The 16,994-nt window shown below is 65.7% G+C and carries 15 protein-coding genes and 1 pseudogene; 8 read left to right on the forward strand and 8 right to left on the reverse strand.

Features of this window, described 5'->3' with window-relative positions:
* Nucleotides 1–25 precede the first annotated feature (25 nt).
* The 4 genes and pseudogenes from F466_RS0102350 to F466_RS0102365 form a co-directional block, all read right to left on the reverse strand.
* Nucleotides 26–658 (reverse strand): thiol:disulfide interchange protein DsbA/DsbL, encoded by a 633-nt coding sequence (locus tag F466_RS0102350; RefSeq protein ID WP_018993377.1) that lies wholly within the window; start codon nucleotides 656–658, stop codon nucleotides 26–28.
* Nucleotides 659–1,831 (reverse strand): c-type cytochrome biogenesis protein CcsB, encoded by a 1,173-nt coding sequence (ccsB, locus tag F466_RS0102355; protein WP_012981454.1) that lies wholly within the window; start codon nucleotides 1,829–1,831, stop codon nucleotides 659–661.
* Nucleotides 1,832–1,856: 25 nt separating this feature from the next.
* A pseudogene (locus F466_RS0102360) lies at nucleotides 1,857–3,915 on the reverse strand (cytochrome c biogenesis protein ResB).
* Nucleotides 3,916–4,179: 264 nt separating this feature from the next.
* Entirely contained in the window at nucleotides 4,180–4,803 is a 624-nt protein-coding gene (locus F466_RS0102365; protein ID WP_012981456.1) for a cytochrome c, read from the reverse strand.
* A gap of 448 nt (nucleotides 4,804–5,251) precedes the next feature.
* On the opposite strand from F466_RS0102365, the gene yihA reads away from it, so the two are divergent.
* Entirely contained in the window at nucleotides 5,252–5,863 is a 612-nt protein-coding gene (yihA, locus tag F466_RS0102370) for a ribosome biogenesis GTP-binding protein YihA/YsxC (protein WP_012981457.1), read from the forward strand.
* A gap of 254 nt (nucleotides 5,864–6,117) precedes the next feature.
* Here the strand turns inward: yihA and F466_RS0102375 are convergent, their stop codons facing one another.
* Genes F466_RS0102375 through polA form a run of 3 tightly spaced genes read right to left on the reverse strand, consistent with a single transcriptional unit; the run spans nucleotide 6,118 to nucleotide 9,978 of the window.
* The gene (locus tag F466_RS0102375; protein ID WP_018993378.1) at nucleotides 6,118–6,765 is read right to left on the reverse strand and encodes an SCO family protein; all 648 of its coding nucleotides are present in this window, start codon (nucleotides 6,763–6,765) and stop codon (nucleotides 6,118–6,120) included.
* Between the two features lie 10 nt (nucleotides 6,766–6,775).
* Nucleotides 6,776–7,270: a hypothetical protein gene (locus F466_RS0102380; protein ID WP_018175092.1), complete on the reverse strand. Its 495-nt coding sequence runs from the start codon at nucleotides 7,268–7,270 to the stop codon at nucleotides 6,776–6,778.
* Between the two features lie 5 nt (nucleotides 7,271–7,275).
* The gene (gene polA / locus F466_RS0102385) at nucleotides 7,276–9,978 is read right to left on the reverse strand and encodes a DNA polymerase I (protein ID WP_026296399.1); all 2,703 of its coding nucleotides are present in this window, start codon (nucleotides 9,976–9,978) and stop codon (nucleotides 7,276–7,278) included.
* Between the two features lie 118 nt (nucleotides 9,979–10,096).
* On the opposite strand from polA, the gene F466_RS0102390 reads away from it, so the two are divergent.
* The 6 genes from F466_RS0102390 to ntrC all read left to right on the forward strand — a co-directional run bounded on the left by F466_RS0102390 (nucleotide 10,097) and on the right by ntrC (nucleotide 15,448).
* The gene (locus F466_RS0102390) at nucleotides 10,097–10,822 is read left to right on the forward strand and encodes a TIGR00730 family Rossman fold protein (RefSeq protein WP_012981461.1); all 726 of its coding nucleotides are present in this window, start codon (nucleotides 10,097–10,099) and stop codon (nucleotides 10,820–10,822) included.
* A 2-nt stretch (nucleotides 10,823–10,824) separates the two neighbouring features.
* A complete protein-coding gene (locus tag F466_RS0102395) occupies nucleotides 10,825–11,223 on the forward strand; it encodes a DUF2782 domain-containing protein (protein ID WP_012981462.1) in 399 nt (132 codons plus the stop codon).
* On the forward strand, nucleotides 11,223–12,059 hold the full coding sequence (locus F466_RS0102400) for a hypothetical protein (protein ID WP_012981463.1): 837 nt from the start codon (nucleotides 11,223–11,225) through the stop codon (nucleotides 12,057–12,059). Before F466_RS0102395 ends, F466_RS0102400 begins: the two co-directional genes overlap by 1 nt.
* Nucleotides 12,060–12,093: 34 nt before the next feature.
* Complete coding sequence (locus tag F466_RS0102405; RefSeq protein ID WP_018993380.1) at nucleotides 12,094–12,738, forward strand: DUF4124 domain-containing protein; 645 nt, start codon at nucleotides 12,094–12,096, stop codon at nucleotides 12,736–12,738.
* A gap of 176 nt (nucleotides 12,739–12,914) precedes the next feature.
* On the forward strand, nucleotides 12,915–14,012 hold the full coding sequence (gene glnL, locus F466_RS0102410) for a nitrogen regulation protein NR(II) (RefSeq protein WP_012981465.1): 1,098 nt from the start codon (nucleotides 12,915–12,917) through the stop codon (nucleotides 14,010–14,012).
* Nucleotides 14,012–15,448, forward strand: a complete 1,437-nt coding sequence (gene ntrC / locus F466_RS0102415) for a nitrogen regulation protein NR(I) (RefSeq protein WP_012981466.1) — start codon at nucleotides 14,012–14,014, stop codon at nucleotides 15,446–15,448. The genes glnL and ntrC overlap by 1 nt, the downstream gene beginning before the upstream one ends.
* 6 nt (nucleotides 15,449–15,454) lie before the next feature.
* Here ntrC and F466_RS0102420 read toward each other — a convergent pair whose 3' ends face one another.
* Entirely contained in the window at nucleotides 15,455–16,447 is a 993-nt protein-coding gene (locus F466_RS0102420; RefSeq protein WP_018993381.1) for a dihydroorotate dehydrogenase, read from the reverse strand.
* On the opposite strand from F466_RS0102420, the gene F466_RS0102425 reads away from it, so the two are divergent.
* Nucleotides 16,446–16,910, forward strand: coding sequence for a tRNA (cytidine(34)-2'-O)-methyltransferase (locus F466_RS0102425; protein WP_012981468.1), 465 nt, complete (start codon nucleotides 16,446–16,448; stop codon nucleotides 16,908–16,910). The genes F466_RS0102420 and F466_RS0102425 overlap by 2 nt on opposite strands.
* Nucleotides 16,911–16,994: the final 84 nt, after the last annotated feature.

The following is a 16,994-nucleotide window of genomic DNA, read 5'->3' on the forward strand; positions in this document are numbered from 1 at the left end:
CGCTGGACCCTGGACACGGGCGGGGTCAGCCCCGGGCCCGTTCGATCAGGAAATCGGCGACTTCGAGCATCTCCTCGTGGCTGCGCGTCATGCTGGCCGAGACCACGGCCTCGCCGTCGATGACCAGGGTAGGCACACCCTCGACGCCGTACTCCTGAACGTCCTGGCCGGCCTCGGTGACCTTGCGGCGGATCTCCTCGGAGCGCATCACCTCGCGGAACTCGTCGGCGTCGAGGCCGCGCTGGTTGATTAAGCGCAGGATGGCGCTTTCCGAGCGCAGCTCGCGACCCTGGTCATGGATGGCGTCGTAGAACGGTTGATGGACCTCGTTCAGCACTTCCAGCTTCTGTGCGGTGTAGAAGACGCGCGCATGCAGGGCCCAGACATCGTTCATCGGCGCGGGCAGATAGACGAACTCGACATCGTCATCCAGCCCCTTCTGCCACTCCTGCACATAGGGCTCGAACGAGTAGCAGTGCGGGCAGCCATACCAGAAGACCTCGACCACCTGGATCTTGCCATCCTCCAGGCCGGTGTCGACCGGCGGCTGGATGGTGCGGAAGTTCTGACCATCCCGGTATTCGCGGGCCAGGCTGGTGCCGGTTGCCAGCAGCAATCCGGCACCGCCCATGGCACCCAGGAAATCACGACGCCTCATTTACAGCTCTCCGTAGGAATGCAGCCCGGACAGGAACATATTCACGCCCAGGAAGGTGAAGGTGGTCACGAACAGACCGATGATGGCCCACCAGGCCATGACCGGGCCGCGCCAACCCTTGGTGAAGCGCATATGCAGCCAGGACGCGTAGGTCAGCCACAGAATCAGGCTCCAGGTCTCCTTCGGATCCCAGGTCCAGTAGCCGCCCCAGGCCTCGGCCGCCCACATCGCGCCCAGTACGGTGGCGATGGTGAAGAAGGCGAAACCGATCGCGATGGCCTTGTACATCACACTGTCCAGCGCATCCTTGCTGGGCAGCCGATGGGTGATCGCGGCATCCGGCCGGGTGCGCTCGAAACGGTGCTTGATCAGGTAGGCCACACCCAGCATGGCCGCGATGGCAAAGCCGCCGTAGCCGACGAAGTTGGTCGGTACGTGGATCTTCATCCACCAGGAGTTGAGGGCCGGCACCAGCGGTTCGATCTCGTGCGCCTGGCGGTCCCACATGTACCACAGCAGGAAAGTCACCGAGGCGGCGATCACCAGCATCACGAAGGCGCCCATGGTGCGCTGACCGGTGCGCTGCTCGTAGTACAGGTACATGAGCGTGGTCATTACCGCCAGCAGGATGAATACCTCGTAGAGGTTGGACACCGGGATGTAGCCCCAGCTGGGGTCGGTCAGGTAGATCTCGCGCCAGCGCACCATCAGCGCCATCATGCCGGCGCCCGAGCCGATCCAGGCGAAAGCGGCCCCGAGGCGCGACGGGAAGTCGGATTTGCTGAACAGGCCGAGGATGTAGGTCGCGGTGGCCATGTAGAGCATCACGCTCATCCACATCACACCGGCCTGGCCGGAGCCAATGTAGTTCAGCCAGAAGTTGGTGCTGCCCCGGGCCAGATCGTCACCGTACAACCAGACCCCGAACAGCGAGAGCGCGGCGACGATGATCGAAAAGAGCTGCCAGGGGCGCCAGAACCAGCCCAACCAGGCACTCATGCCGGCGGCGAGGATCAGGCCGCCGGTGTCGTAGCGATCCATCAGGTGGCCATACTGCCAGTGAGCGATCACCGCAACGGCGAGCACCAGCGCAAAGTATGCCCAGTCGAGCGGCCGGATGCGCCGGAAGATACTGGGCCGTTCAAAATCCAGGGCCTCATGGGGTACTGACATGGATCGCTCCTCCGACTGCTACCGGTTAGTCGTTCTTATTAGTTGATTCACTTCTGGCCATCGCCCGAGCCGTTGGCCGGCTTCTGATCGATGATCCAACGCTTAAGATGCGCGAAACGGTTCTCGAATTCTACCTTGTGCCGGTTACTGGTTCCGGCCATGGTCACCTGCGTCCCGCTGCCGTCTTCACGGCGTCGGGCGATGATCCACAGACGCTGATACGACACGTAAAACATCAGGAAAATCCCGATGATCAGCATCACGCTGCCGGTGTACACCGTGCTTTGCCCCGGGGCGCGCGCAATCTGGAGACCGGAGGCCTCGCGGTGCTCGAAGTCGCTCAGGTGGAAATAGAACGGTGACTCGTAGAGGCTGATCGCGTTGATTGCGGAGACAGCGTCTTCCAGCCAGCGCTGCTCCTCTTCCTGGATCGAGACCACACCCTCGTCTTCCAGGACCTCCATGTACAGGCCCTGTAGTCCGGCGTGCAGCACCCGCATCAGGAGCTGGCCGACCTGCTCGCGCTGTTCTTCCGGCACGCGGCGGTCAATCTCCGCGTGCACCGCGCCGTATCCGCCCTCGGCGAACAGGCGCATCAGCTCCGAGGTCGTCTGGGCGATCGCGGTGCCGGAGGGATCGTCGGCCGCGACTTCGCGCGCGATGGTGTTGCGCACCTCGGCGTTGTGCAGCATTGCCAGGTAGGTGCGGAAACGGTCCAGCGAGTCATCGGCATCCGCCGGCAGGAACAGGTACACGAACTCGTCACTCGGGCTCTCGCGTACGCCACTGAGGAAGTACATCGCCCCTTCCTGCAGTGCAGGCCGCATGTAGTTGCGGTAGTAAAGCCCGTGCCCGGTGCGATCCATCAGGCGGAAATCGAAGCTCGGGCCCAGCTGACGGTTCTCGCGCTGGCCTTCTTCATTCAGCAGCGGTACGACATTCTGGTCCTTGAAGTCGATGAACTCGATGATGCGCGTGTCACCCTGCGGGGTCGGGATTTCCTGCTCCTGGAATACGCGCCCGGGGACTTCCAGCGAGCGCAGGGCTTCGCCGCCGAGCGGGATCGCCTCGATATCGAGGCGGGTGCCGCCATCGGCGAAGCTGGCCTGGTAGATCGCGTACCCGTTGTAGATCAGCGGGTGGTTGACCGAGATGGTATGCCGCAGCGGCTCGTCGCGGTTGGGGTCATGGATCACGAGATCCGACTCGTAGGAGCTTTCCGCGCCGGTCGAGAAGCGCTCGATTCGGAACTCTTCCAGCTCGATACGAAACGGCAGTTGCTGGACGAAATAGCCCTCGCGCATCGGCAGGAACACCACGTCCGCGGAGGAGCCCTCCGGGATTTCGACCATGCCGCGGAACGAGGGATTGGAGACCGGCACCCAGGCCGAGCGCGGTACTTCGGACACCGGGACGCCCCGGGTCTCGATCTCGATGATGCCCAGCCACTCTTTGGCCTTGAGCAGCGTCGAGCCGTCTGCCAGCGCGCCCACGCAGATCACCACGATCCCGACGTGGGTCAGCAGATAGCCGAGGCGGTTCCAGCGGCCCTTCATGGCCGCGATCACCGTCTGGCCCTCGGATTCCTTCTCGCGTGCCTTGAAGCCCTGGGCCTTCAGCACACGCCGGGCATGATCAATGAATTCTTGCTGCGACTGGTCCAGCTCCCCGGTCGCGCTCGAGTGGAACGAGCGCAGGGACTTTTCCTTCACCTGCAGGTTGTAGCGCCGCAGGTCCTTCAGGATGCCCGGGCTCTGACGGTAGACGCAGAACGAGGTGGAGACCACCAGGAAGGTGACGATCAGCAGGAACCACGTGGCGGAATAGACCTGATAAAGCCCCATGCCGGCAAAGATCTCATGCCAGAAGGGACCGTAGTCGATCAGGTAGTCGGTATAGGGCTGGTTCTGGACGAGCACTGTACCGATTACGGAGGCGATGGCCAGTGCCACCAGCAGGGTGATCGCCAGGCTCATGGAACCCATGAACTCGACCAGGATGCGGCTGCGCCGCGGGGCGCGGGCGGACTTGCTGCGGGCACCGGTCGCGGGAGCAGACCCGGCCACCTGTTCGTTATTCGACATGCTGAAACCTGCGTTGACCTTCGCGACTATGCGAAGCACCCCTGTCGGGGTTCAATTTCCTAGACAAACTGCACGGAAGTTTCGTGCAAACCCTGTTACTGGAGCGGGCCAGTTTCTCTGATCCGACCTGTCTGACGTGCCGAGCCCCCGCTCCATTCCCGGTGGCGGAAAATTTGTCTGCCCCGGACAGCAAAAAAGGGGCGGCCTATGGCCGCCCCTTCCCTGGGAGGTTCGCCGCCCGGACTGCACGGCGCTCCGGCACGATCAGTCGGACGACAGCCCGGCCATGTACTGTGACACGGCCTCGATGTCTTCGTCGGACATGCGCTGAACCACATTGCGCATCATCCGACCCGCGTCGTTGGAACGCTCTCCGTCACGGAATTTGTAAAGCTGGTCCGCGCTGTAGGTGGCGTGCTGCCCCGCAACCTTCGGGAACATCGCCTCCGGGTTGCCCTGGCCATTCGGGCCGTGGCATGCGATGCAGGCGGCGACGTTCTGGGAGGGGATGCCGCCACGGTAGATGCGCTCGCCGCGTTCGACGACGTCTTCGTCGGCGGTTTCGGTGGTGATGGACTGCTCGGCGAAGTAGGCCGCCAGGTCGCGCATATCCTGCTCGTCCAGATCCGCGACTTCGCCCGCCATCAGCGAATCATAGCGGGTCTCGCCTTCCTTGAAGTCACGCAGCTGCTTGACGGTGTACTTCGGGTGCTGGCCCGCGAGCTTCGGCCACTCCGGGTTGGTCGAGTTGCCGTCCGCCTGGTGGCAGGCCGCGCAGGACTGGGAGATTTCCTGGCCGCGCTGAGGATCGCCCGCCTGAGCCGCCGACAGCGGGAGCAGCAGGGAGACGGACAGGGCAGCAAAGAGAGCGGAAAGCTTGTGGTTCATGATCGAAGATTCTCCTGCATGTAAATGCGTGCCGGGTCGGACCCGCGTTCCTTGTGCCCCTTGGCAGGGCGATCAACATGAAGGAAACACTGGTCAATGTACACCCTCGCGCTCGAGTCGCTTTTGCATGCGAACAAGGCGCGGCGACTGCCGTGCAGTCACTCTGCACAAGGGAGCCGCAACGCCGTTCGCGCGCAAAAGCGGCCGAGCCCCTGCATTGTAATGGGTTATGGGGTTGGTACCCCAGTTTCCCGATCCTGCGTTGCGCCGCTTGCGGGTAGAACCACTACCCGCTGCACGGCGCGCCTTGTCTCGGAAAACCTGGGGTACCAACGCGAGGGTGTACATTGACCAGTGTTTCCTTGAGCGGCGCAGTTTATAGCACAATGCTAAATTGCGCTCAAAAATATTCCGAGCTCCGCACTCGGCCAAGGACGTCCCCCGCCCCATGGAACCCCGTTTTCGCGAGACCGCCTTTATCAAGGGCGTGGCCCAGGTCGAGCAGCTCCCGGAGGATGACGGCATCGAGATTGCCTTCGCCGGGCGCTCGAATGCCGGCAAATCCAGCGCCCTGAATGCCCTGTGCGGGCGCAAGGCCCTGGCCCGGGTGGGCCGCACGCCCGGGCGCACCCAGGAAATCAACCTGTTCGCCCTGCCGCCGGACGAGGCATGGCGGCTGGTGGATCTGCCCGGCTATGGTTACGCGAAGGTGTCCGCCGGCCAGCGCCAGCATTGGGATCGGCTGCTGGGGGATTACCTGCAGTCGCGCGAGTGCCTGGCAGGGCTGGTGCTGATCATGGACATCCGTCGTCCCCTGACCGAGCTCGACCGTCAGCTGCTGGAGTGGGTGCCGCTGGAGCGTTGCCAGTTGCACTGCCTGCTGACCAAGGCCGACAAGCTCTCGCGGCAGGCGGCCGACAAGCAATTGCACGCGACCCAGCGTGAGCTGGAAGGCTTGGGGATCGAGGCGACCCTGCAGACCTTTTCTTCATTGAAAAATCAGGGGGTCGATGACCTGCGCGGCCTGTTGACCGAGTGGCTCCAGCCGGTCGAAGACTGACCGTGGCCCGCCCCGGGCGCGAACCATGAACCCCAGACAAAAAAATGCCCCGGCCTTGGGGAGGGCCGGGGCAAGATTCGGCCTCGACAGGGGGGAGCGAGGCCTGCCCGCTCAGGGAGAGAAGCGGGCTCGCGCTGGGCTAGAGCGCTTGTAACGTAAGAAAGCGTCAGTTGCCTTGAGTTCCATCCGTTCCCGAAAATGAACGTGATTGGCTTCACACTCCTGAATGCAGCGCTCCTGTGGCTGTTGCCCCGTCAGTCATCGGTTCCCTGGGACTGGGCGTGTGCCCTCAGGGTCTCGACCAGATCGGCCGCGCTGGTCCCGTGAGGGTGAATCTCCAGCAAGTCGCCTTCGGGCCCGATCAGATAGGTCGATGAGCTGTGGTCGATGATGTCGCCCATCGCCGAATCCGTTGCGCGGCGTTCGTAGAAGACACCAAAGCGCTGAGCGGCGGGCTTCAAGTCTTCTTCGGATCCGGTGGCCGCGTGAATGTCGGCATGAAAATGGGCCACGTAATCGGCCAGGCGGTCCTCGGTATCTCGTTCCGGATCGACGCTTATAAACACACCGTTCACCTGGCCCTGCAACTCTTCCGGCAAGCGGTTCAGCGCCCCGCCAATCCACCCCAGGCTCGTCGGGCAGGCATCCGGGCAGCTCGTATAGCCGAAATACAGCCAGACGTACTGGTCCGTGTAATCGCCCAGGTCGAAGCGCTCCGCGTGCGTGGCGACCGGCAGCTCGATCGGTCCGCCCTGTACCTCGTCGGCGATGGGCAGTTGCGCATGACCTGCAAGATCGCGCGGCGGCGGCTCGCCCGGCTCCAGAGTGACATACACCAGCAGAGCACCTGCGGCGACCACCGCGAAGGCCCAGAAGAGACTGCTGACGGGGATACGGTTCATAAGGGGTTCATCAGTGATCGCGGGCAGTGACAAAGCGGAATTGTACGAAGGCGGCCTCGGATTTGCCTGCCGGCATCGCGGTGGCTGCCCAGGTCATGGATTCGGTGGTACAGATCGGCAGCGTGGTCGTGCCGCGGTAGCGGCCATCACCCGTGTGTTCCAGGCGCGGGCGCTGGTAGCCCATATACATTTCGACTCCGGCCAGGTCCAGGTCCAGGGCCTCAGGGTTGTTCAGCGCGGTCTGCGCCGCGGCATCCAGCTGCAGGTCCAGCGTCAGCTCCCGCAGCATCGGTACCGGGCGCGGCGTGATCTCCAGGCGCACCTCGCCGCCCTGTGCCAGGGCGGTGCTGCAGGGGCCGGCATTCAGGTCGCAGGCCTGTGGCTGGACGATCGGCACCTCGGCGGCGCCACTGTCCAGGTAGCGTTCGGCCAGCATCCAGGCGCTCGCGAGTAGCAGCAGCGCGACCAGCCAGGCGGCGATTCGGTTGAAGCGATGGGCCAGCATGGGGGCTAGTGGGCGTCGTCCCAGTTGGCGCCGACGCCGACGTCTACGACCAGTTCCACGTCCAGGTCGGCGGCCCCGCTCATGGCCTTGCGCACCAGCGTGGTCAGGTCCTCCACCGCCGCGTCGGCCACCTCGAACACCAGTTCGTCGTGCACCTGCATGATCATGCGCGCGTCAATCCCGGTGTCCTCGAGGTCGTGCGCGACCCGTACCATCGCGCGCTTGATGATGTCGGCGGCCGTGCCCTGCATCGGGGCGTTGATCGCGACACGCTCGGACTGCTGGCGCCGCGCCCCGTTGCGGCTGTTGATCTCCGGCAGGTACAGGCGGCGGCCGAACAGGGTCTCGACGTAGCCGTTCTCGCGCCCGGAGGCGCGCGCCCGTTCCATGTAGTCGTGCACGCCGGGATAGCGGCTGAAGTAGCGGTCGATGTATTCGCGCGCCTCGCCCTGCTCGATGCCGAGGTTGCGCGCCAGGCCCCAGGCGGACATGCCGTAGATCAGGCCGAAGTTGATCGCCTTGGCCGCGCGGCGCTGATCGCCGGAGACCTGCTCCGGGTCCAGCCCGAAGACCTCGGCGGCGGTTGCGCGGTGGATGTCCTGACCCTCCGCGAAGGCCTTCAGCAGGCCGGCATCCTGCGACAGGTGAGCCATGATGCGCAGCTCGATCTGCGAGTAGTCTGCCGCCAGTAGCTGGTGGCCCTCATCCGCGATGAACGCGCGGCGGATGCGCCGGCCGGCCTCGGTGCGCACCGGGATGTTCTGCAGGTTCGGCTCCGAGGATGACAGCCGCCCGGTGGCCGCCCCCGCCTGGTGATAGGAAGTGTGCACCCGACCGGTCTCCGGGTGGATGCGCCGGGGCAGGGTCTCGGTGTAGGTGCTGCGCAGCTTGGACAGGCCGCGGTGCTCGAGGATCAGGCGCGGCAGGGCGTAGTCGTCCGCCATCTGCTCCAGCACGTCCTCGGCGGTGGAGGGCTGGCCCTTGGGGGTGCGCCGCAGTACCGGCAGGCCCAGGCGTTCGAACAGGATCTCCTGGATCTGTTTGGGCGAGCCGAGGTTGAACTCGCCGCCGGCCTCCTCGAAGGCCTCGCGCTCGATGCGCTCCATCTCGGCCAGCAGCTCCTGGCTCTGCTCGCCGAGCCGATCCGGGTCCACCTTTACGCCCACGCGTTCGATATCCGCCAGCACCGGGACCAGCGGCATCTCGATCTCGCGGTAGACAAACGCGGGGCCTTCGGCCGCCTGCAGACGTGGCTGGAACACCGCATCCAGCTGCAGGCAGATATCAGCGTCCTCGCCGGCGTAATCGGTGGCGATGCCGATATCCACCTCGGCGAACGGGATCTGCTTCGCCCCCTTGCCGGCCACGTCTTCGTAGTGCGTGGTCTTGTAGTCCAGGTGGCGCTCGGCCAGGGAGTCGAGGTCGTGGCGGTTGGCCCCGGCGTCCAGGCAGAACGACTCGAGCAGGGTGTCGTCGACGATCCCGCGCAGGGCGATGTCGTGATTGCCCAGCACGTTGCGGTCGTACTTCAGGTGATGGCCCAGCTTGCCGTGGTCCTCGGATTCCAGCCAGGGCTTCAGACGTTCCAGCGTCTCCGCGCGCGGCAGCTGCGGGTCGGCGTCCGGCCCGGTGTGGGCCAGCGGCAGATACCACGCGGTGCCCGGCTCGAAGGCGAAGGACATGCCTATGATCTCGGCGCGCATCGCGTCGAGGCTCGTGGTCTCGGTGTCGAAGGCGACTCGGTCGGCCTTGTCCAGACGCTCCAGCAGCTCGGCCAGTTCGGCCTCCTCGCGCAGCGTCCGGTAGTCGCCCTTTGCCTGCGACGGGCCCGGATTGCCGTCAGCGGCCTCGTCCTCGCTACCCTCCAGCTCCGCGCGCCAGCGGGTGAAGCCGTAGCGGCGCACCATCTCCAGCAGGCGCTCGTGATCCGGCTCGCGGATGTTCAGGTCGTTGGGGCCGGCATCCAGCTCGACATCGCGCTTGACCGTGATCAGTTCGCGCGAGGTGGGCAGGCGCTCGGCCGCGGCGCGCAGGTTCTCGCCGATCTTGCCGCCGATGTCGTCGGCCTGCTCGAGGATGGTGTCGAGATCGCCGTACTTCGCGATCCACTTGGCCGCGGTCTTGGGGCCGACCTTGTCCACGCCCGGGATGTTGTCGACGCTGTCGCCCATCAGCGCGAGGTAGTCGACGATCTGCTCCGGGGCCACGCCGAATTTTTCCTGTACGCCCTCGCGGTCCAGCGTGACCCCGCTCATGGTGTTGACCAGCGTGATGCGGTCATTCACCAGCTGGGCGAGGTCCTTGTCGCCGGTGGAGATCACCACGTCATGCCCGGCCGCGGCGGCCTGATCGGCCAGGGTCGCGATCACGTCGTCGGCCTCCACGCCCTCGACGCACAAAAGTGGCAGGCCCATCGCCCGCACGAGTTCGTGCAGCGGCTCGATCTGGGCGGCCAGCTCGTCCGGCATCGGCGGGCGGGTGGCCTTGTATTCCGGGTAGATGTCGTCGCGGAAGGTCTTGCCCTTCGCGTCGAACACCACCGCCATGTGTTCCGGGCCGTAGTCCGCGCGCAGCTTGCGCAGCATGTTCGCCACACCAATCATCGCCCCGGTCGGGGCGCCATCCGGCGCGGTCAGCGGCGGCAGGGCATGGAAGGCCCGAAACAGATACGACGAACCGTCGACCAGAACGAGGGGGGCTTGTGACATCAATGCGGTATCCGTGCGGAAGGTGCGCGCCATTCTACAGCCCCGTTTTGTGCCGCGACCATTTGTACCGACCCGGGGCGCCCGTTACGCTTGGCTTTCGACACGAGGAACCCTCCGCATGAACGACCGCGAACGCGCCGAACACCCCGGCCTGCGCCCGATTGACGACTCCGCTCTGACCCGCGAAAGCTGGAAGATCTTCCAGATCATGGCGGAGTTCGTGGAGGGCTTCGAGCGCCTGGCGCACATCAAGCCATCTGTGAGCATCTTTGGCTCCGCGCGCTTTCCACCCGGACATCCGCATTACCAACTGGGCGAAGAAGTCGCCCGCCAGCTGTCGGATGCCGGCTTCGCGGTGGTGAGTGGCGGCGGCCCGGGCATCATGGAGGCTGCCAACAAGGGCGCCTTCGCCGGGCGCTCCCCCAGCATCGGCCTGAATATCCAGCTCCCCCACGAGCAAAGCGCCAACCCGTATCAGGACATCAGCCTTGGGTTTCGCCACTTCTTCTCGCGCAAGGTGATGTTCGTGAAATACGCCTCCGCCTATGTGGTCCTGCCGGGCGGTTTTGGCACGCTGGACGAACTGGCGGAGATTCTGACGCTGGTGCAGACCGGCAAGACCCGGCGCATCCCGATCGTGCTGGTCGGCTCCGAATTCTGGAAGGGGCTGCTGCACTGGTTCGACGACACTCTTGTGTCCGAAGGCACAATCGATGCCGAGGACCTGAAGCTATACTCGTTGGTGGATGCCCCGGAAGACGTGGTGGACGTGATCTTCGAGCATTACGAGGCGCGCAGCTTCGAGCCTTCCGCGGAAGAAAAGAAACGCATGATGGAGCTGTGAGCATGGCCGCTAAGTGCACCCATTATCCCGCCGCCCTCCTGGTCGGTCTGCTTCTCGCGCCGGCTCTGGCCATTGCCCAGCAGGAGCGCGAGTGGGACGATGCCCCGCCGCCGCCCGAGATGCCGGACGAGGCCGAGGCCGACCCCGCGCCGCCCGTGCTCGACGAACGCGCGCGCGAGCAGCGGGGCCTGGAAGAGGCTGACATTGTGATCATCGAACGCGACGGGGAGACCCGGCGCGAGTACCGCATGGGCGGGCAACTGGTGATGGTGGAGGTGATCCCCGCGGCCGGTCCCTCCTACTACCTGATCGACAGCACCGGCGACGGCCTGCTCGATCGCCGTCAGCGTGAGCTGGAACCCGATTTCGTACCGCCGTCCTGGGTGATTTTCCAATGGTAATGAACGAACACGACTGCCAGGCCTGTGCCGAGGCCTGCGGGGTGAGCATCGAGTTTCGCGAGGGCGAGGCCTTGCTGGCGGGGCAGCCCGTGCAGTGCCTGCGTCTGTCGGCGGATGCCGCCTCCGGTATCGAGGCGGCCCTGAAGGGTGCAGGCATCAGCCCGCTGGCCACCGCTGATGCCGACGGGACGCGGATTCTTTTCCTGGATCAAGGTCAGGCATTGCGCGAACCCCTGTCGGCCGAGGGCCCCGGAAGCCTCAACGCCCTGGGGGAGCGGGCCGCGAGCTGGCAGGCCCTGCACCCGGCGAGTGCGATGCCGGAGGCCACGGGCTATCGCCGCGGGGTGCTGCAGCAGCTATTGCGCGAACGCGCCGATGCCCTGGGCCAGACGCTGTTGGCCGGCGAGCGGGAGACGCTGGATGCCGAACTCCACCACCAGAGCCTCTATCGTTTCGAGGATCTGCCGCTGGCCGGGAGCTACTGGCACTCGGTGCGGGTCTATTCGGAAGGGGCCGGGCTCGCGGATCTGGTGATGCCGCCGGCGCCGGTGCCCGCTTTCTGGCAGCTCGCGCGCATCGCATTGGCGATTGCGGTGGACGAGGCCGGCGAGATTCGAGCCGATGCCTACCGCGCGTTGCTTGCGGGCTACCATGCCAGACGCCCGTTGGCCGCGATCGAGCGCGGGGCCGCACCGACATTGCTGCGCCTGGCCGCACTGGACGACTGGATCGGTCGTCGCGAATCCGGCGCGACGGGCGAGGCCGAACGCCAGCGGCTCGTTGCGCTGCAGGGGCACGCCGCCCGTGTGCAGGGCATGTGGGTACGTGCCGCGTAGGTGGCTCGGGGGTTTCGGCCCAAGGAGATCGACGATGAACAAGGTCTGGGCGCTGTTTCTAGTCGCGATGTGCCTGCCGGCGCTCACCCAGGCCGAGGTCTATCGCTGGACTGACGACCAGGGCAATGTGCACTTTGGCGACCGTCCTCCCGAGGGCAGCGCCAGCGAGTCGGTCGATGTACGTGAGCCCATGCGCGGGGTGCCGCTCGAGGGTGCCCGAGAGATCCTTGAACGTCCGGTGCGGCCTCAGCAAGAGGAGGCCGATGCCAGTGGCTACGAACGCGTCGCGATTACGCAGCCGGAGGACGGGGCCGGCGTGCGTGCCAATGACGGCAATGTCACCGCCGAGGTGGCGCTGGAGCCCGCCCTGGATACCGAGGCCGGCCATCGCGTCGTCTGGCTGCTGAACGGCGAGGAGGCTGGCGACAGCACCGGCTCCAGTATCACCTTCGAGGGGCTCAACCGCGGCGAATACAGCCTGCAGGCGCGAGTAGAAGACGACGCCGGGCAGGAGCTCGCCAGCAGCGACACCATCCAGTTCAACGTGCTGCGCATCGCGATCCCGCGCGAACAGCAGCAACAACAGCGCCCGCAGCAATTCCCCCAGGGCGGCGCCCCGCGGGCCCCCCAGGCCCCGCGCGCACCTCAGCCCCAGGTCCAGCAGATTCCGCAGAACTAGTCGGCCGCACCAACTCCGTGCGCATTCTGCCCCAATATGGTGCCGTATTTGCACTATAATGGGGCGGCGCTTGGTGATTGCCGCCACGGCCGCCTTGCCTGGGCGCTCTCCTGCCCGCGGATGATCCACCCTGTGCTGTGCCCCTGTTTGGCGCGATTCCTGCTTGAGGCCCGTTGATGAACAATCCTGTTGCCAAGCCCGCCCCAGCGCCATGGCCCTGGTGGGACGACCTGTCAACTGCCGTGCTGGTGACGGATGGCGAGCTGCGCCTGGTCAGCCTGAACAGTGCGGCCGAGGTCCTGCTGGGGCTTAGCCGCGAGCGTATCGTCGGCCACGGACTGGGGCAGTGCCTCAGGCTCGACCGCAGCCTGTCCAATCGGCTGCGGTCGGTGTTGTCACTCGATCAGCCGATTACCCTGCGCGCCCGACAGATGGAGCCACTGCGCGCCGAGCCCTTCCTGGCGGACATCACCATCACGCCTCTGCGCGGTGACGATGGCCGCGAGCCACAACTCTTGTTTGAACTTAACGCCATTGATCGCCATGAACGGATCAGTCGCGAGGAACAGCTGCAAAAGCAGCAGGCGATCACGCGTGCGGTGACCCGGGGGCTGGCCCACGAGATCAAGAACCCGCTGGGCGGCCTGCGCGGGGCGGCGCAGCTATTGGCCAGCGAGCTGGATGACGACGGGCTGAAGGAATACACCGGCATCATCATTCGCGAGGCGGACCGGCTGCGCAGCCTGGTCGATCGCATGCTGGGCCCGAACAACCTGCCCCGCCTCGAGGCCGTAAACCTCCACGAGGTGCTGGAGCACGTGCGCGGCCTGGTCAGTGTGCAACTGCCGCTGGGTCTGAAGATCCGCGGCGACTACGACCCGAGCATCCCGGATGTGCAGGCCGACCGCGACATGCTGGTGCAGGCCATCCTGAATCTGGTGCAGAACGCGGTGCAGGCGTTGAGCGAGGGCGGCGAGATCACCCTGGTCTCGCGCGTACTGCGCCAGTACACCATTTCCGGTCACCGCCACCGCCTGGTGGCGCGCCTGAGCGTGCGCGACAACGGCCCGGGCATCCCGGAGGAGATCCGCGAGCGCATCTTCTTCCCGATGGTGACCGGCCGCGCCGCGGGCACCGGCCTGGGCCTGCCCATCGCCCAGAGCCTGATCCAGTTGCACAACGGACTCATTGAATGCCGTTCGCGACCGGGCAGCACCTCGTTCGACATCCTGCTGCCGATCGAACCCCAAAATGCCAAGGAGGCCGGCAACTGATGGACCCCATCGTCTGGATCATTGACGACGACGACTCGATCCGCTGGGTGCTGGATCGCGCCCTGCAGCGCGCCGGTATCAATGTGCGCGGGTTCGAGACGGCCGACGCGGCCTGGGCTGCGCTGGAGACTGACGAGGCCCCGGATACGGTGGTGGCCGACATCCGCATGCCGGGGCTGAACGGCCTCGATTTTCTCGCCCGTATGCAGACCCGCCCGGATCCGCCACCGGTCATCATCATGACGGCGTTTTCGGATCTCGAGAGCGCGGTCGGCGCTTACCAGACCGGGGCTTTCGAGTATCTGCCCAAGCCGTTCGATGTCGACGAGGCCGTGGCCCTTGTTCAGCGTGCGCTGGAGGCGCGGGCGACTGCGCAGCAAAATGCCGAGGGTGGCGCCAGGATCGAGGACACCCCCATCATCGGCGAGGCGCCGGCGATGCAGGAGATGTTCCGCGCGATCGGGCGTCTGTCGCGCAGCAATATCACCGTACTGATCAACGGCGAGTCCGGCACTGGCAAGGAGCTGGTCGCGAGGGCCCTGCACCAGCACAGCCCGCGGGCCGATCAGCCATTGATCGCGTTGAACACCGCCGCGATCCCGAAAGACCTGCTGGAGAGCGAGCTGTTCGGTCATGAGCGTGGCGCCTTTACCGGCGCCAGCCAGAGCCGCAAGGGCCGCTTTGAGCAGGCCGATGGCGGCACACTGTTCCTCGACGAGATCGGCGACATGCCGTTCGACCTGCAGACGCGTTTGCTGCGGGTGCTGGCGGACGGAACCTTCTATCGCGTCGGTGGGCATACCCCGATCCGGGTGGATGTGCGCATCATCGCCGCCACCCACCAGGACCTCGAGGAGCGCGTGCGCGCCGGGCTGTTCCGCGAGGATCTGTTCCATCGCCTGAACGTGATCCGTATCCATGTGCCGTCGTTGCGCGAGCGCCCGGAGGACATCCCGCTGCTGGTGCAGCACTTCATGGCCGAGGTGGCGTGCGAACTGGGGGTCGAGGCGAAGACCATGCGGCCGGAGGTGGTGCGCGAGCTGCAGCGTCTGCCCTGGCCGGGTAATGTTCGCCAGCTGGAGAACACCTGTCGCTGGCTGACGGTCATGGCCTCGGGACGTGAGGTGCACCTGGACGACCTTCCGGCCGAGCTGCATCAGGATGCGCCGCCCATGGAGACCCACGGAGGCCTGTCGGACGCGCAGATGGCCACGCCGCGTGACTGGACCAGCGAGCTGGCCCAGGTCGCTCGGCAGCACTGGCAACAGGGCGAGCGCGACCTGCTCGGCCGGGTTCTGCCACAACTGGAGCGTACGGTGATTCGCGAGGCGCTGAATGTGACCGGTGGGCATCGCCAGCAGGCCGCTGCCCTGCTGGGCTGGGGCCGCAACACCCTGACTCGCAAGATTCAGGAGCTGGGCATCGACGACGAGTAGGGCAGATCAGGTCGTGGGGTCTTCCGGGGCCGGGGCGGCGCAGGCGGAGATCGCGCTGTTGAGCTGCAGGCTCCCGGTCAGCTCGCTGACCTGCTGGATGCCGTGGCGATCCATGTAGTCGCGGATGCCGTCCAGGATCTTCGGCAGGCACAGCGGATCGTAGAACAGCCCGGTACCCACGCCCACGGTGCTGGCGCCCGCGATCAGGAATTCCAGCGCGTCGCGCGCATTCATCACGCCGCCCTGGCCGATGATCGGGACATTATGCGGTGCGGCCACCTGATAGACCTGCTGTACTTTCAACAGCGCGATCGGCTTGATCGCCGGGCCGGAGAGTCCGCCCTGGTTGTTGCCGATCACCGCGCGGCGGTTTTCCACGTCGACGGCCATCCCCATCAGGGTGTTGATCACGGCAAACCCGTCGGTCCCGGCATCGATGCAGCGGCGGGCATTCTCACCGATGTCGGTTTGGTTGGGCGACAGCTTGGTGATCAACGGCTTGGAGGTCACGGAGCGGCAGGCCTCGACCACGCGCGCCGACATCTCCGGGTCGTTGCCGAACGCCACGCCGCCTTCTTTCACGTTGGGGCAGGAGATATTGATCTCGATGGCATCGATCGGCGAGTCGTCGAAACGCCGGGTGACCTCGATGTACTCCTCGATCGTGGAGCCCGAGACGTTGGCGAAAAAGCGCGTCTCCTCGAAATCCAGCGCGGGCAGGATCTCGTCCACCACCCGGTCCACGCCCGGATTCTGCAGCCCGATCGCGTTCAGCATGCCGTCCGGGGTCTCGTAGACGCGGTGCGGCGGGTTGCCCAGTCGCGCCTGGCCGGTCGTGCCCTTCAGGCAGATCGCACCCGCGTCGCGATTGGAGAACCCGGCAACCCGGGTGTATTCCTCGCCAAAGCCGACACAGCCGGACAGCAGCACCAGCGGCGTGTTCAAATGCAGCCCGCAGAAATCAACGGCCAGCCGCGGATCGGTGCGCGAATCACTCATGCTTCACATCGTCCTTTATGAACCGGAAATCCCGCCGAACACGGGCAATATTATTCGTCTGGCGGCCAACACCGGGGCGGCGTTGCACCTGATCCATCCGCTCGGCTTCGAGCTGGATAGCGCCCGGGCGCGCCGCGCCGGGCTCGACTATCACGAGCTGGCCCGGGTGCAAGAGTATGACAGCCTCGAACGGTGGCGGGAATCGATCCGGCCGCAGCGCGAGTTCGCCCTGACCACGCGCGGGCAGGCCCGTTACGACCAGGCCGGGTTCCAGTCCGGTGATGCCCTGTTGTTTGGGCCGGAGACCCGCGGACTGCCCCAAGCGGTACTCGACGCACTGCCTCCCGAACAGCGATTGCGTCTGCCCATGCAGCCCGATAGCCGCAGCCTGAACCTCTCCAACGCGGTGGCCGTGGTCGTCTACGAGGCCTGGCGCCAACTCGGTTTTCCGGGCGGGGTCTAGGGTCCGATGTGCTGGGCAGGACGCCGTGCTTTGCTCTAAGCTCGAAGGCGTGGCTCACGGCTGCGGGACCCCCAGTTGGGTCTT

This window comes from Thioalkalivibrio sp. ALgr1, from assembly GCF_000378285.1.
GTDB lineage: Bacteria > Pseudomonadota > Gammaproteobacteria > Ectothiorhodospirales > Ectothiorhodospiraceae > Thioalkalivibrio.

Coding starts and splice junctions, on each gene's coding strand:
- F466_RS0102350 (WP_018993377.1), bottom strand. CDS start 658: ATGAGGCGTCGTGATTTCCTGGGTGCCATGGGCGGTGCCGGATTGCTG.
- ccsB (WP_012981454.1), bottom strand. CDS start 1,831: ATGTCAGTACCCCATGAGGCCCTGGATTTTGAACGGCCCAGTATCTTC.
- F466_RS0102365 (WP_012981456.1), bottom strand. CDS start 4,803: ATGAACCACAAGCTTTCCGCTCTCTTTGCTGCCCTGTCCGTCTCCCTG.
- yihA (WP_012981457.1), top strand. CDS start 5,252: ATGGAACCCCGTTTTCGCGAGACCGCCTTTATCAAGGGCGTGGCCCAG.
- F466_RS0102375 (WP_018993378.1), bottom strand. CDS start 6,765: ATGAACCGTATCCCCGTCAGCAGTCTCTTCTGGGCCTTCGCGGTGGTC.
- F466_RS0102380 (WP_018175092.1), bottom strand. CDS start 7,270: ATGCTGGCCCATCGCTTCAACCGAATCGCCGCCTGGCTGGTCGCGCTG.
- polA (WP_026296399.1), bottom strand. CDS start 9,978: ATGTCACAAGCCCCCCTCGTTCTGGTCGACGGTTCGTCGTATCTGTTT.
- F466_RS0102390 (WP_012981461.1), top strand. CDS start 10,097: ATGAACGACCGCGAACGCGCCGAACACCCCGGCCTGCGCCCGATTGAC.
- F466_RS0102395 (WP_012981462.1), top strand. CDS start 10,825: ATGGCCGCTAAGTGCACCCATTATCCCGCCGCCCTCCTGGTCGGTCTG.
- F466_RS0102400 (WP_012981463.1), top strand. CDS start 11,223: ATGAACGAACACGACTGCCAGGCCTGTGCCGAGGCCTGCGGGGTGAGC.
- F466_RS0102405 (WP_018993380.1), top strand. CDS start 12,094: ATGAACAAGGTCTGGGCGCTGTTTCTAGTCGCGATGTGCCTGCCGGCG.
- glnL (WP_012981465.1), top strand. CDS start 12,915: ATGAACAATCCTGTTGCCAAGCCCGCCCCAGCGCCATGGCCCTGGTGG.
- ntrC (WP_012981466.1), top strand. CDS start 14,012: ATGGACCCCATCGTCTGGATCATTGACGACGACGACTCGATCCGCTGG.
- F466_RS0102425 (WP_012981468.1), top strand. CDS start 16,446: ATGCTTCACATCGTCCTTTATGAACCGGAAATCCCGCCGAACACGGGC.
- F466_RS0102420 (WP_018993381.1), bottom strand. CDS start 16,447: ATGAGTGATTCGCGCACCGATCCGCGGCTGGCCGTTGATTTCTGCGGG.